This window comes from Streptomyces sp. NBC_00316, from assembly GCF_036158715.1.
Lineage (GTDB): Bacteria > Actinomycetota > Actinomycetes > Streptomycetales > Streptomycetaceae > Streptomyces.
The window spans coordinates 3,822,152-3,836,750 of sequence record NZ_CP108023.1 but is presented as its reverse complement, the minus strand read 5'-3'; the positions used below and the strand labels follow the sequence as shown (position 1 = coordinate 3,836,750).

Genomic DNA, 14,599 nt, shown 5'->3' with positions numbered 1-14,599 from the left:
ACCGAAGGATCCGTTGAGTGCGGACGACCTGCGCAGGTGACTGTGGAAAGCTCCCGGACTCTGTTCGGTTGAGTTACGCCCTGGCGCCTGCGTCGGGGCGTTTCGTTTTTCCCGGCCCCTTCTGAGCGGTCCTCATCACCCGGAAGGAGGCCGACGCTCTATGGCAAGGCCCGACAAGGCTGCCGCGGTAGCCGAGCTCGCGGACCAGTTCCGCAGCTCGAACGCCGCCGTGCTGACCGAGTACCGGGGTCTCACCGTGGCGCAGCTCAAGACGCTGCGTCGTTCGCTCGGTGAGAACGCCCAGTACGCCGTGGTGAAGAACACGCTGACCAAGATTGCGGCCAACGAGGCCGGGATCGACACGCTGGACGACCTGTTCGCAGGTCCGACGGCGGTTGCCTTCATCACCGGTGACCCGGTGGAGTCGGCGAAGGGTCTTCGTGACTTCGCCAAGGACAACCCCAACCTCATCATCAAGGGCGGTGTCCTTGACGGTAAGGCGCTGTCCGCCGATGAGATCAAGAAGCTCGCGGACCTCGAGTCCCGCGAGGTTCTGCTCAGCAAGCTGGCCGGTGCCTTCAAGGGCAAGCAGTCTCAGGCTGCCTCGCTCTTCCAGGCGCTGCCGTCGAAGTTCGTCCGCACTGCGGAAGCGCTTCGCGTCAAGCTCGCCGAGCAGGGCGGTGCCGAGTAATTCGGCTCGCGCATTGATCGCCACCCGCTAGGGCGACGGTCGCAGCGGGCCCAACGTACGCCCGCCTTCATGTACACCCGGCACCAGCCGAATTAGTGGAAGGATCGCCCATCATGGCGAAGCTCACCCAGGACGACCTGCTCGCGCAGTTCGAAGAGATGACCCTCATCGAGCTCTCCGAGTTCGTGAAGGCCTTCGAGGAGAAGTTCGACGTCACCGCCGCCGCTGCGGTTGCCGTTGCCGCCCCGGGTGCCCCGGGCGCCCCGGCCGAGGCCGCTGAGGAGCAGGACGAGTTCGACGTCATCCTCACGGGTGCTGGCGAGAAGAAGATCCAGGTCATCAAGGTCGTGCGCGAGCTCACCTCCCTGGGCCTCAAGGAGGCCAAGGACCTCGTCGACGGCGCCCCGAAGCCCGTCCTCGAGAAGGTCGCCAAGGAGGCCGCCGAGAAGGCTGCCGAGTCCCTCAAGGGCGCCGGCGCCTCCGTCGAGGTCAAGTGACCCTGCGAGTCCTCTGACTCGTCTGGACACCCGTACCGCAAGGCACGGACGTCACATCGCGAAGGGCGATCACCCATCCGGGTGGTCGCCCTTCGGCGTACCCGAGACGCTCGCCTTGCTCTTCCGTGGCTGACGAGTAGGGTGATCTTCGCCGTACGCCTCTGATGGAGGCGTGCGGCCGGTGCCTAGGGGCGGCGTACGAGGGTCTCGGGGCCTTGTCCTGACAGGGGGGCCTTGACGAACCGCACGCGGCGCGCAATTCTCAGGACGCGTCGTCACATCGATCCGGATCCGAGGCATGGATCGGTGGCGAAGAGGGCAGTAAAGAAGAGCGCATACGCGCGAGGGCGATTAGGTGTTGAGAACAGCTGTTGCGAGCTTCGAGGGTCTCTGAGAACCCGGACTGGACATCAGTGAGCCGTTTGGCTACACTGACCCTTTGCGCTGCCTGTTAGCTGCCTCCTGCCCGTCACCAGGGGCATGCCCACGTTGGAGCACCGATGACTGAAAGTCCCTGACCAGGGATTTCCGGCTCCGTGTCCAACGTGGGACCGGTACGCGCGTAGTGAGTCCGAGCCCTCGGAAGGACCCCCTCTTGGCCGCCTCGCGCAACGCCTCGACCGCGAATACGAACAACGGTGCCAGCACCGCCCCGCTGCGCATCTCTTTTGCAAAGATCAAGGAGCCCCTCGAGGTTCCGAACCTCCTCGCGCTGCAGACCGAGAGCTTTGACTGGCTCCTCGGCAATGCCGCCTGGAAGGCTCGCGTCGAGGCTGCTCTGGACAGTGGACAGGACGTCCCCACCAAGTCCGGCCTGGAGGAAATCTTCGAGGAGATTTCACCGATCGAGGACTTCTCCGGGTCGATGTCGCTTACGTTCCGCGACCACCGCTTCGAGCCCCCGAAGAACTCGATCGACGAGTGCAAGGAGCGCGACTTCACGTTCGCCGCCCCGCTCTTCGTCACGGCCGAGTTCACCAACAACGAGACCGGCGAGATCAAGTCCCAGACGGTCTTCATGGGCGACTTCCCGCTCATGACCAACAAGGGCACCTTCGTCATCAACGGCACCGAGCGTGTCGTCGTGTCGCAGCTCGTGCGCTCGCCGGGTGTCTACTTCGACTCCTCGATCGACAAGACGTCCGACAAGGACATCTTCTCCGCCAAGATCATCCCGTCCCGGGGTGCCTGGCTGGAGATGGAGATCGACAAGCGCGACATGGTCGGTGTCCGCATCGACCGCAAGCGCAAGCAGTCCGTGACCGTCCTCCTGAAGGCTCTCGGCTGGACCACCGAGCAGATCCTCGAGGAGTTCGGCGAGTACGAGTCCATGCGCGCCACCCTGGAGAAGGACCACACCCAGGGCCAGGACGACGCGCTGCTCGACATCTACCGCAAGCTCCGCCCGGGCGAGCCGCCCACCCGCGAGGCCGCTCAGACGCTGCTCGAGAACCTCTACTTCAACCCGAAGCGCTACGACCTCGCGAAGGTCGGCCGCTACAAGGTGAACAAGAAGCTCGGCGCCGAAGAGCCGCTGGACGCCGGCGTGCTCACCACCGACGACGTCATCGCGACCATCAAGTACCTGGTCAAGCTGCACGCCGGGGAGACCGAGACGGTCGGTGAGTCCGGTCGTTCGATCGTCGTCGAGACCGACGACATCGACCACTTCGGCAACCGTCGTCTGCGTAACGTCGGCGAGCTCATCCAGAACCAGGTCCGTACGGGTCTCGCCCGTATGGAGCGCGTCGTGCGCGAGCGCATGACCACCCAGGACGTCGAGGCGATCACGCCGCAGACCCTGATCAACATCCGGCCGGTCGTCGCCTCCATCAAGGAGTTCTTCGGCACCAGCCAGCTGTCGCAGTTCATGGACCAGAACAACCCGCTGTCGGGTCTCACCCACAAGCGCCGTCTGTCGGCTCTTGGCCCGGGTGGTCTCTCCCGTGAGCGGGCCGGCTTCGAGGTCCGTGACGTGCACCCGTCCCACTACGGACGCATGTGCCCGATCGAGACCCCTGAAGGCCCGAACATCGGTCTGATCGGTTCGCTCGCCTCGTACGGACGTGTCAACGCGTTCGGCTTCATCGAGACGCCGTACCGCAAGGTCGTCGACGGTCAGGTCACCGACGAGGTCGACTACATCACCGCCGACGAGGAAGACCGCTTCGTGATCGCCCAGGCGAACGCGACGCTCTCCGAGGACATGCGGTTCACCGAGCCCCGCGTCCTGGTCCGCCGTCGTGGCGGAGAGGTCGACTACATCCCGGGCGACGACGTCGACTACATGGACGTCTCGCCGCGCCAGATGGTGTCCGTCGCCACCGCGATGATCCCCTTCCTGGAGCACGACGACGCCAACCGTGCCCTCATGGGCGCGAACATGATGCGTCAGGCGGTGCCGCTGATCAAGTCGGAGGCCCCGCTCGTCGGCACGGGCATGGAGTACCGCTGCGCCACCGACGCCGGTGACGTCCTGAAGGCCGAGAAGGACGGTGTCGTCCAGGAGGTCTCCGCGGACTACATCACCGTCACCAACGACGACGGCACGTACACCACGTACCGCATCGCCAAGTTCTCGCGCTCCAACCAGGGCACCTCGGTCAACCAGAAGGTCGTCGTCTCCGAGGGCGACCGGGTCATCGAGGGCCAGGTCCTCGCCGACGGGCCGGCCACCGAGAACGGTGAGATGGCGCTCGGCAAGAACCTGCTCGTGGCGTTCATGCCGTGGGAGGGTCACAACTACGAGGACGCGATCATCCTGTCGCAGCGCCTCGTGCAGGACGACGTCCTCTCCTCGATCCACATCGAGGAGCACGAGGTCGACGCCCGTGACACCAAGCTCGGCCCGGAGGAGATCACCCGGGACATCCCGAACGTCTCCGAAGAGGTCCTCGCCGACCTCGACGAGCGCGGCATCATCCGTATCGGTGCCGAGGTCGTCGCCGGTGACATCCTCGTCGGCAAGGTCACGCCCAAGGGCGAGACCGAGCTGACCCCCGAGGAGCGCCTGCTCCGCGCGATCTTCGGTGAGAAGGCGCGCGAGGTGCGCGACACCTCGCTGAAGGTGCCGCACGGTGAGATCGGCAAGGTCATCGGCGTCCGCGTCTTCGACCGCGAAGAGGGCGACGAGCTGCCGCCGGGCGTGAACCAGCTGGTCCGCGTCTACGTCGCGCAGAAGCGCAAGATCACCGATGGTGACAAGCTCGCCGGCCGTCACGGCAACAAGGGCGTCATCTCGAAGATCCTCCCGATCGAGGACATGCCGTTCCTGGAGGACGGCACCCCGGTCGACATCATCCTCAACCCGCTGGGTGTCCCGTCCCGAATGAACCCGGGACAGGTCCTGGAGATCCACCTCGGCTGGCTCGCCAGCCGCGGCTGGGACGTCTCCGGCCTCGGTGACGAGTGGGCCAAGCGCCTGCAGGCCATCGGCGCCGACCAGGTCGCCCCCGGCACCAACGTCGCCACGCCCGTCTTCGACGGTGCGCGCGAGGACGAGATCTCCGGTCTCTTCGAGGCCACGATCCCGAACCGCGACGGCAACCGGCTGGTCCAGCCCTCGGGCAAGGCCAACCTGTTCGACGGCCGCTCCGGTGAGCCGTTCCCCGAGCCGGTTTCGGTCGGCTACATGTACATCCTCAAGCTGCACCACCTCGTCGACGACAAGCTGCACGCTCGGTCGACCGGCCCGTACTCCATGATCACCCAGCAGCCGCTGGGTGGTAAGGCCCAGTTCGGTGGACAGCGCTTCGGCGAGATGGAGGTGTGGGCGCTCGAGGCTTATGGCGCCGCGTACGCCCTTCAGGAGCTGCTGACGATCAAGTCCGACGACGTGACCGGCCGCGTGAAGGTCTACGAGGCCATCGTCAAGGGCGAGAACATCCCCGAGCCCGGCATTCCCGAGTCCTTCAAGGTGCTCATCAAGGAAATGCAGTCGCTCTGTCTCAACGTGGAGGTGCTCTCCTCGGACGGCATGTCCATCGAGATGCGCGACACGGACGAGGACGTCTTCCGCGCGGCGGAGGAGCTCGGAATCGACCTGTCCCGGCGCGAGCCGAGCAGCGTCGAAGAGGTCTGACGGGTTGGCCGGCCGGATCCCTGTGATCCGGCCGGCTCTCCCCGGACCCGTTCAGACCATTGCTGAAGTGCCCCGTTTTCTCGCACATGCGAGGGGGCTCGAACCCCCGAAAGAGGGATTGACGACAAGTGCTCGACGTCAACTTCTTCGACGAGCTGCGGATCGGCCTTGCCACCGCGGACGACATCCGGACCTGGTCGCACGGCGAAGTGAAGAAGCCGGAGACCATCAACTACCGCACGCTCAAGCCCGAAAAGGACGGACTCTTCTGCGAGAAGATCTTCGGTCCGACCCGGGACTGGGAGTGCTACTGCGGCAAGTACAAGCGTGTCCGCTTCAAGGGCATCATCTGTGAGCGCTGTGGCGTGGAGGTCACGCGCGCCAAGGTGCGTCGTGAGCGCATGGGTCACATCGAGCTTGCCGCTCCCGTCACCCACATCTGGTACTTCAAGGGCGTCCCGTCGCGCCTCGGCTACCTGCTTGATCTCGCGCCGAAGGACCTCGAAAAGGTCATCTACTTCGCCGCGTACATGATCACGTTCGTGGACGAGGAGCGCCGTACGCGTGACCTGCCGTCGCTGGAGGCTCACGTCTCCGTCGAGCGTCAGCAGACCGAGAACCGTCGCGACTCCGACCTGGAGGCCCGCGCCAAGAAGCTCGAGACCGACCTGGCCGAGCTCGAGGCCGAGGGTGCCAAGGCCGACGTGCGCCGCAAGGTGCGCGAGGGTGCCGAGCGTGAGATGAAGCAGCTGCGTGACCGTGCGCAGCGCGAGATCGACCGTCTCGACGAGGTGTGGAACCGCTTCAAGAACCTCAAGGTCCAGGACCTCGAGGGCGACGAGCTGCTCTACCGCGAGCTGCGTGACCGCTTCGGTACGTACTTCGACGGCTGCATGGGCGCCGCCGCGCTCCAGAAGCGCCTGGAGTCCTTCGACCTGGATGAAGAGGCCGAGCGGCTTCGCGAGATCATCCGTACCGGCAAGGGCCAGAAGAAGACCCGTGCGCTCAAGCGCCTCAAGGTCGTCTCCGCGTTCCTGCAGACCAGCAACAAGCCCAAGGGCATGGTGCTCGACTGCGTGCCGGTCATCCCGCCGGACCTGCGTCCGATGGTGCAGCTGGACGGTGGCCGCTTCGCGACCTCCGACCTGAACGACCTGTACCGCCGTGTGATCAACCGCAACAACCGCCTCAAGCGTCTCCTTGACCTCGGTGCCCCCGAGATCATCGTGAACAACGAGAAGCGGATGCTGCAGGAGGCCGTCGACGCGCTGTTCGACAACGGCCGCCGTGGCCGCCCGGTCACCGGTCCCGGTAACCGCCCGCTGAAGTCCCTGAGCGACATGCTCAAGGGCAAGCAGGGTCGTTTCCGTCAGAACCTTCTCGGTAAGCGTGTGGACTACTCCGCGCGTTCCGTGATCGTCGTCGGTCCGCAGCTGAAGCTGCACCAGTGCGGTCTGCCCAAGGCCATGGCGCTGGAGCTCTTCAAGCCGTTCGTGATGAAGCGTCTGGTCGACCTGAACCACGCGCAGAACATCAAGTCGGCCAAGCGCATGGTCGAGCGCGGCCGCACCGTGGTGTACGACGTCCTCGAAGAGGTCATCGCCGAGCACCCGGTGCTGCTGAACCGTGCACCGACCCTGCACCGCCTCGGCATCCAGGCCTTCGAGCCGCAGCTGGTCGAGGGCAAGGCCATCCAGATCCACCCGCTCGTCTGCACCGCGTTCAACGCGGACTTCGACGGTGACCAGATGGCCGTGCACCTGCCGCTCTCCGCGGAGGCGCAGGCCGAGGCCCGCATCCTGATGCTGTCCTCGAACAACATCCTGAAGCCGGCCGACGGTCGTCCCGTCACCATGCCGACCCAGGACATGGTGCTGGGACTGTTCTTCCTCACCACGGACGAGGAGGAGCGCAAGGTCATCGGTCAGGGCCGCGCGTTCGGTTCCACCGCCGAGGCGATCATGGCGTTCGACGCCCGGGAGCTCTCGCTCCAGACGCAGGTCGACATCCGCTTCCCGGTGGGCACCATCCCGCCGCGCGGCTGGGTGCCGCCGGTCGCTGAAGAGGGCGAGCCCGAGTACCAGCCGGGTGACACCTTCCGGCTGCGTACGAGCCTGGGCCGCGCGCTCTTCAACGAGCTGTTGCCCGAGGACTACCCCTTCGTCGACTACTCGGTGGGCAAGAAGCAGCTCTCCGAGATCGTCAACGACCTGGCCGAGCGCTACCCCAAGGTCATCGTGGCGGCGACGCTCGACAACCTGAAGGCGGCCGGTTTCCACTGGGCGACCCGTTCCGGCGTCACCGTCTCCGTTTCGGACATCGTCGTGCCGGAGGCCAAGAAGGCCATCGTCCAGGGCTACGAGGCGCAGGACGAGAAGGTCCAGAAGCAGTACGAGCGCGGTCTGATCACCAAGGACGAGCGCACGCAGGAGCTCATCGCGATCTGGACCAAGGCGACCAACGAGGTTGCCGAGGCGATGAACGCGAACTTCCCGAAGACGAACCCCATCTTCATGATGGTCGACTCGGGTGCCCGAGGAAACATGATGCAGATGCGTCAGATCGCGGGTATGCGTGGTCTGGTGTCGAACGCGAAGAACGAGACGATCCCGCGTCCGATCAAGGCGTCCTTCCGTGAGGGCCTGACCGTTCTGGAGTACTTCATCTCCACGCACGGTGCCCGTAAGGGTCTGGCGGACACCGCCCTGCGTACCGCCGACTCGGGTTACCTGACCCGTCGTCTGGTGGACGTCTCGCAGGACGTGATCATTCGCGAGGAGGACTGCGGCACCGACCGTGGCCTCAAGCTGAAGATCGCGGTCAAGGGCGAGGACGGCGTGCTCCGCAAGACGGACGACGTCGAGACCTCGGTCTACGCCCGCATGCTCGCCGAGGACGTCGTCGTCGACGGCAAGGTCATCGCGCCTGCCAACGTCGACCTCGGTGACGTCCTGATCGACGCCCTGGTGGGCGCCGGCGTCGAGGAGGTCAAGACCCGTTCGGTCCTGACCTGTGAGTCCGCGGTCGGCACCTGTGCCTTCTGCTACGGACGCTCGCTCGCCACCGGCAAGCTGGTCGACATCGGTGAGGCGGTCGGCATCATCGCCGCCCAGTCCATCGGTGAGCCCGGTACCCAGCTGACGATGCGTACCTTCCACACCGGTGGTGTGGCCGGTGACGACATCACCCAGGGTCTGCCCCGAGTCGTCGAGCTCTTCGAAGCCCGTACGCCCAAGGGTGTCGCCCCGATCTCGGAGGCGGCCGGCCGCATCCGTATCGAGGAGACCGAGAAGACCAAGAAGATCGTCGTCACCCCGGACGACGGCAGCGACGAGACGCCGTTCCCGATCTCGAAGCGTGCCCGTCTGCTCGTGGGCGAGGGCGACCACGTCGAGGTGGGCCAGAAGCTCACCGTGGGTGCCACCAACCCGCACGACGTGCTGCGGATCCTCGGTCAGCGCGCGGTCCAGGTCCACCTGGTCGGCGAGGTCCAGAAGGTCTACAACTCGCAGGGTGTGTCGATCCACGACAAGCACATCGAGATCATCATCCGGCAGATGCTCCGCCGTGTGACGATCATCGAGTCCGGCGACGCGGAGCTGCTGCCGGGCGAGCTTGTCGAGCGGTCGAAGTTCGAGACCGAGAACCGTCGTGTGGTCACCGAGGGCGGTCACCCCGCCTCCGGCCGTCCGCAGCTGATGGGTATCACCAAGGCCTCGCTCGCCACCGAGTCGTGGCTGTCGGCGGCGTCCTTCCAGGAGACGACCAGGGTCCTGACCGACGCGGCGATCAACGCCAAGTCGGACTCCCTGATCGGCCTCAAGGAGAACGTCATCATCGGTAAGCTCATCCCGGCCGGTACGGGTCTGTCCCGCTACCGCAACATCCGGGTCGAGCCGACCGAGGAGGCCAAGGCTGCGATGTACTCGGCCGTCGGCTACGACGACATCGACTACTCGCCGTTCGGCACGGGCTCCGGCCAGGCCGTTCCGCTGGAGGACTACGACTACGGTCCGTACAACCAGTAAGGCGCATGTCCCGTCCGCAGGGCGGTCACCCCGTTTCGTACGGGGTGGCCGCCCTGCGGCGTTCCCCCTGCTGGGCGCGCGAATGGCGGCACTGTCGGCCATTTCACATGCGGCGCGTCGTCGTGGACAGCATTTGTTTTGACCGGAGTCCGTGAGGTAGGTACGCTCAGACCTTGTGCCTGGGGTGTGCCTGGGCTCGTGTGCGTGTCCTCAACCGCATGGCGAGTCCGTCAGTAGCCACCGCAATCTGCGCCCCTTCTGCCCGTAGGGCAGAAGCGTGCAGCATTCGACACACCCGACCGCGTGGGTCGGTGACGTTCCAGGTTAGTTTCACGAACGGCACACAGAAACCGGAGAAGTAGTGCCTACGATCCAGCAGCTGGTCCGGAAGGGCCGGCAGGACAAGGTCGAGAAGAACAAGACGCCCGCGCTCGAGGGTTCGCCCCAGCGCCGCGGCGTCTGCACGCGTGTGTTCACGACCACCCCGAAGAAGCCGAACTCGGCACTCCGTAAGGTCGCGCGTGTGCGCCTGACCTCCGGCATCGAGGTCACGGCCTACATCCCGGGTGAGGGACACAACCTGCAGGAGCACTCCATCGTGCTCGTGCGTGGTGGCCGTGTGAAGGACCTGCCGGGTGTTCGTTACAAGATCATCCGCGGCTCCCTTGACACCCAGGGTGTCAAGAACCGCAAGCAGGCCCGCAGCCGCTACGGCGCCAAGAAGGAGAAGTAAGAATGCCTCGTAAGGGCCCCGCCCCGAAGCGCCCGGTCATCATCGACCCGGTCTACGGTTCTCCTCTTGTCACCTCGCTGATCAACAAGATCCTGCTCAACGGCAAGCGTTCCACCGCCGAGCGGATCGTGTACGGCGCCATGGAAGGCCTCCGCGAGAAGACCGGCAACGACCCGGTCATCACGCTGAAGCGCGCGCTTGAGAACGTCAAGCCCTCGCTCGAGGTCAAGTCCCGCCGTGTCGGTGGCGCCACGTACCAGGTGCCGATCGAGGTCAAGCCCGGTCGCGCCGCCACCCTCGCTCTGCGCTGGGTCGTGGGTTACTCCCGCGCCCGTCGCGAGAAGACGATGACCGAGCGCCTCATGAACGAGCTGCTCGACGCCTCCAACGGTCTTGGCGCTGCCGTCAAGAAGCGCGAGGACACCCACAAGATGGCCGAGTCCAACAAGGCCTTCGCGCACTACCGCTGGTAGTCGCTACCCACATCGAGACCGAGAGAAGATTGAGCCTTATGGCCACCACTTCGCTTGACCTGGCCAAGGTCCGCAACATCGGGATCATGGCCCACATCGACGCGGGCAAGACGACCACCACTGAGCGGATCCTGTTCTACACCGGCGTTTCGTACAAGATCGGTGAAGTCCACGACGGCGCTGCCACGATGGACTGGATGGAGCAGGAGCAGGAGCGCGGCATCACGATCACGTCCGCCGCGACGACCTGTCACTGGCCGCTCAACGATGTTGACCACACCATCAACATCATCGACACCCCGGGTCACGTCGACTTCACCGTCGAGGTGGAGCGTTCGCTCCGCGTCCTCGACGGCGCTGTCACCGTGTTCGACGGTGTTGCCGGCGTCGAGCCGCAGTCCGAGACCGTTTGGCGTCAGGCGGACCGCTACGGCGTGCCGCGTATCTGCTTCGTCAACAAGCTCGACCGTACGGGTGCCGAGTTCCACCGCTGCGTCGACATGATCGTCGACCGCCTCGGTGCGGTCCCGCTCGTCATGCAGCTCCCCATCGGTGCCGAAGCCGACTTCAGGGGCGTCGTCGACCTCGTGTCGATGAAGGCCTTCGTGTGGCCGGAAGAGGCCCTCAAGGGCGAGATGTACGACACCGTCGACATCCCGGACACCCACATCGAGGCGGCTCAGGAGTGGCGCGGCAAGCTGCTCGAGGCCGTCTCCGAGAACGACGACCAGATGATGGAGCTGTACCTCGAGGGCGTCGAGCCCACCGAGGAGCAGCTGCACGAGGCGATCCGCCGGATCACCCTCGCATCGAAGGGCGGCGCGGGCTCCGTCACCGTCACCCCGGTGTTCTGTGGCACGGCGTTCAAGAACAAGGGCGTCCAGCCCCTGCTCGACGCGGTCGTCCGCTACCTGCCTTCCCCCCTGGACGTCGAGGCCATCGAGGGCCACGACGTCAAGGACCCCGAGGTTGTCGTCAAGCGCAAGCCCTCGGACGACGAGCCGTTCTCCGGCCTGGCGTTCAAGATCGCTAGCGACCCGCACCTCGGCAAGCTCACCTTCGTCCGGATCTACTCCGGTCGCCTCGAGGCCGGCACCGCGGTGCTGAACTCGGTCAAGGGCAAGAAGGAGCGCATCGGCAAGATCTACCGTATGCACGCGAACAAGCGTGAGGAGATCGCGTCGGTGGGCGCCGGTGACATCATCGCCGTCATGGGCCTGAAGCAGACCACCACCGGTGAGACGCTGTGCGACGACAAGAACCCGGTGATCCTGGAGTCCATGGACTTCCCGGCGCCGGTCATCCAGGTCGCCATCGAGCCCAAGTCCAAGGGTGACCAGGAGAAGCTGGGTGTCGCCATCCAGCGTCTCTCCGAGGAGGACCCGTCCTTCCAGGTGCACTCCGACGAGGAGACCGGCCAGACCATCATCGGTGGTATGGGCGAGCTTCACCTCGAGGTGCTCGTCGACCGCATGAAGCGCGAGTTCCGCGTCGAGGCGAACGTCGGCAAGCCGCAGGTCGCGTACCGCGAGACGATCCGCAAGGCCGTCGAGCGCATCGACTACACGCACAAGAAGCAGACTGGTGGTACCGGCCAGTTCGCGAAGGTGCAGATCGCCCTTGAGCCCATCGAGGGTGGCGACGCGTCCTACGAGTTCGTCAACAAGGTCACCGGTGGCCGCATCCCCCGTGAGTACATCCCCTCGGTGGACGCGGGTGCTCAGGAAGCCATGCAGTTCGGCATCCTGGCCGGTTACGAGATGGTCGGCGTCCGCGTCACCCTTCTCGACGGTGGTTACCACGAGGTCGACTCGTCCGAGCTCGCCTTCAAGATCGCCGGTTCGCAGGCGTTCAAGGAGGGTGCCCGCAAGGCGTCCCCCGTGCTCCTCGAGCCGATGATGGCCGTCGAGGTCACCACGCCCGAGGACTACATGGGCGATGTCATCGGCGACCTCAACTCCCGCCGTGGCCAGATCCAGGCCATGGAGGAGCGCAGCGGCGCTCGCGTCGTGAAGGGCCTCGTGCCCCTCTCGGAGATGTTCGGCTACGTCGGAGACCTCCGCAGCAAGACCTCGGGTCGCGCAAGCTACTCGATGCAGTTCGACTCCTACGCCGAGGTTCCGCGGAACGTCGCCGAGGAGATCATCGCGAAGGCCAAGGGCGAGTAACTCTCCCGAGCTCACGCTTTAGGCTTGTCACCGGAGCCTGGTGGGGCATTCGCCGCAGAGCGCAAGCAATGCGGTGAATGCCCCCGGCCCCGGCATCCCAGCAAAGATCACCTGGCGCCGATGAAGCAAGGCGTACAGAACCACTCCACAGGAGGACCCAGTGGCGAAGGCGAAGTTCGAGCGGACTAAGCCGCACGTCAACATCGGCACCATCGGTCACATTGACCACGGTAAGACGACCCTCACGGCCGCCATTACCAAGGTGCTGCACGACGCGTACCCGGACCTGAACGAGGCCTCGGCCTTCGACCAGATCGACAAGGCTCCTGAGGAGCGCCAGCGCGGTATCACGATCTCGATCGCGCACGTCGAGTACCAGACGGAGTCGCGTCACTACGCGCACGTCGACTGCCCGGGTCACGCCGACTACATCAAGAACATGATCACGGGTGCGGCGCAGATGGACGGCGCCATCCTCGTGGTCGCCGCCACCGACGGCCCGATGCCGCAGACCAAGGAGCACGTGCTCCTGGCCCGCCAGGTCGGCGTTCCCTACATCGTCGTCGCCCTGAACAAGGCCGACATGGTGGACGACGAGGAGATCCTGGAGCTCGTCGAGCTCGAGGTCCGTGAGCTCCTCTCCGAGTACGAGTTCCCGGGCGACGACCTTCCGGTCGTCAAGGTCTCGGCGCTCAAGGCTCTTGAGGGTGACAAGGAGTGGGGCCAGACCGTCCTCGACCTGATGAAGGCCGTCGACGAGTCGATCCCGCAGCCCGAGCGTGACGTCGAGAAGCCGTTCCTGATGCCGATCGAGGACGTCTTCACGATCACCGGTCGTGGCACCGTCGTCACCGGTCGTATCGAGCGTGGTGTCCTGAAGGTCAACGAGACCGTTGACATCGTGGGCATCAAGCAGGAGAAGACCACCACCACGGTCACCGGCATCGAGATGTTCCGCAAGCTGCTCGACGAGGGCCAGGCCGGTGAGAACGTCGGTCTGCTTCTTCGTGGCATCAAGCGCGAGGACGTCGAGCGCGGCCAGGTCATCATCAAGCCGGGTTCGGTCACGCCGCACACCGAGTTCCAGGCGCAGTCCTACATCCTGTCGAAGGACGAGGGTGGCCGTCACACCCCGTTCTTCAACAACTACCGCCCGCAGTTCTACTTCCGTACCACGGACGTGACGGGCGTTGTGACCCTTCCCGAGGGCACCGAGATGGTCATGCCGGGTGACAACACCCTCATGAACGTCGTGCTGATCCAGCCGGTCGCCATGGAAGAGGGCCTGAAGTTCGCCATCCGTGAGGGTGGCCGGACCGTGGGCGCCGGCCAGGTCACCAAGATCCTCAAGTAGTTACTTGACTGTCTGACCTGGTTGCTCCGCACAGAGCACCAAGAAGGGCCCCGGCCCGCCGCGCAAGCGGTGGACCGGGGCCCTTCGGTCATCTGGTGGCGGCTACATGCGCGGGCGGCGCACCAGATAGGCGTCGATGGGGTCCTCGCGCTCCAGGGTGAACCCGTGGCGCTCGTACAGCCGTCGTGCGGGGCTGCCCTGCAGGACGTCGAGGCGGACGTCCGCACCTTCCGCGTCCGTGCGCTCCAGCAGGGTCCGCAGGACGGCGGTGCCGATCCCGCGGCCCTGGACGGCCGGGGAGAGGTAGAAGTTCTCCAGCCACCAGCCGCTCTCGATCGGGCGCAGGGTGACGCTGCCGGCGAACTCGCCGTCCGCGAGGACGAGCGAGGTGTGCTCCGGAGCGAAGACGTTCCGCAGTCGCTGCCGCACACGATGCTCGTCGTACCGGCCCAGCCGTTCCAGGTCGGGGCGCATGACGACGGCCCGGAGCTCGGCGATCCGTTCGAGGTCGGAAGGGTCCGCGGGGTGCAGGGCCCAGCACGGGCCGGTCAGCGTAGGCATGACGTGATCATCC

Annotated in this window: 9 protein-coding genes; 8 read left to right on the top strand and 1 reads right to left on the bottom strand. The window is 65.5% G+C overall.

What is annotated here, in order from left to right; translation table 11 throughout:
* Window positions 1-160: 160 nt before the first annotated feature.
* The 8 genes from rplJ to tuf all read left to right on the top strand — a co-directional run bounded on the left by rplJ (window position 161) and on the right by tuf (window position 14,025).
* Window positions 161-691: a 50S ribosomal protein L10 gene (gene rplJ, locus OG878_RS16980; RefSeq protein WP_277327841.1), complete on the top strand. Its 531-nt coding sequence runs from the start codon at window positions 161-163 to the stop codon at window positions 689-691.
* Window positions 692-804: 113 nt separating this feature from the next.
* Complete coding sequence (gene rplL / locus OG878_RS16975) at window positions 805-1,188, top strand: 50S ribosomal protein L7/L12 (protein ID WP_277327842.1); 384 nt, start codon at window positions 805-807, stop codon at window positions 1,186-1,188.
* A 595-nt stretch (window positions 1,189-1,783) separates the two neighbouring features.
* On the top strand, window positions 1,784-5,269 hold the full coding sequence (gene rpoB, locus OG878_RS16970; RefSeq protein WP_328887565.1) for a DNA-directed RNA polymerase subunit beta: 3,486 nt from the start codon (window positions 1,784-1,786) through the stop codon (window positions 5,267-5,269).
* A 128-nt stretch (window positions 5,270-5,397) separates the two neighbouring features.
* Window positions 5,398-9,297, top strand: a complete 3,900-nt coding sequence (locus OG878_RS16965) for a DNA-directed RNA polymerase subunit beta' (protein ID WP_328887564.1) — start codon at window positions 5,398-5,400, stop codon at window positions 9,295-9,297.
* Between the two features lie 361 nt (window positions 9,298-9,658).
* Complete coding sequence (rpsL, locus tag OG878_RS16960) at window positions 9,659-10,030, top strand: 30S ribosomal protein S12 (protein WP_003948652.1); 372 nt, start codon at window positions 9,659-9,661, stop codon at window positions 10,028-10,030.
* Between the two features lie 2 nt (window positions 10,031-10,032).
* Window positions 10,033-10,503, top strand: coding sequence for a 30S ribosomal protein S7 (rpsG, locus tag OG878_RS16955; protein ID WP_030977935.1), 471 nt, complete (start codon window positions 10,033-10,035; stop codon window positions 10,501-10,503).
* A gap of 38 nt (window positions 10,504-10,541) precedes the next feature.
* Window positions 10,542-12,671 carry an elongation factor G gene (gene fusA, locus OG878_RS16950; protein ID WP_277327845.1) on the top strand — a complete coding sequence of 710 codons (2,130 nt, stop codon included), beginning with the start codon at window positions 10,542-10,544 and terminating at the stop codon, window positions 12,669-12,671.
* A gap of 160 nt (window positions 12,672-12,831) precedes the next feature.
* Window positions 12,832-14,025, top strand: a complete 1,194-nt coding sequence (gene tuf / locus OG878_RS16945; RefSeq protein WP_328887563.1) for an elongation factor Tu — start codon at window positions 12,832-12,834, stop codon at window positions 14,023-14,025.
* A 102-nt stretch (window positions 14,026-14,127) separates the two neighbouring features.
* On the opposite strand, the gene OG878_RS16940 is transcribed toward tuf, so the two are convergent.
* Complete coding sequence (locus tag OG878_RS16940; protein WP_328887562.1) at window positions 14,128-14,586, bottom strand: GNAT family N-acetyltransferase; 459 nt, start codon at window positions 14,584-14,586, stop codon at window positions 14,128-14,130.
* Between the last annotated feature and the right edge of the window lie 13 nt (window positions 14,587-14,599).

What these genes read in the sequence shown, in the direction of transcription:
- rplJ (WP_277327841.1), top strand. Translation starts at nt 161, where the DNA reads ATGGCAAGGCCCGACAAGGCTGCCGCGGTAGCCGAGCTCGCGGACCAG.
- rplL (WP_277327842.1), top strand. Translation starts at nt 805, where the DNA reads ATGGCGAAGCTCACCCAGGACGACCTGCTCGCGCAGTTCGAAGAGATG.
- rpsG (WP_030977935.1), top strand. Translation starts at nt 10,033, where the DNA reads ATGCCTCGTAAGGGCCCCGCCCCGAAGCGCCCGGTCATCATCGACCCG.
- fusA (WP_277327845.1), top strand. Translation starts at nt 10,542, where the DNA reads ATGGCCACCACTTCGCTTGACCTGGCCAAGGTCCGCAACATCGGGATC.
- OG878_RS16940 (WP_328887562.1), bottom strand. Translation starts at nt 14,586, where the DNA reads ATGCCTACGCTGACCGGCCCGTGCTGGGCCCTGCACCCCGCGGACCCT.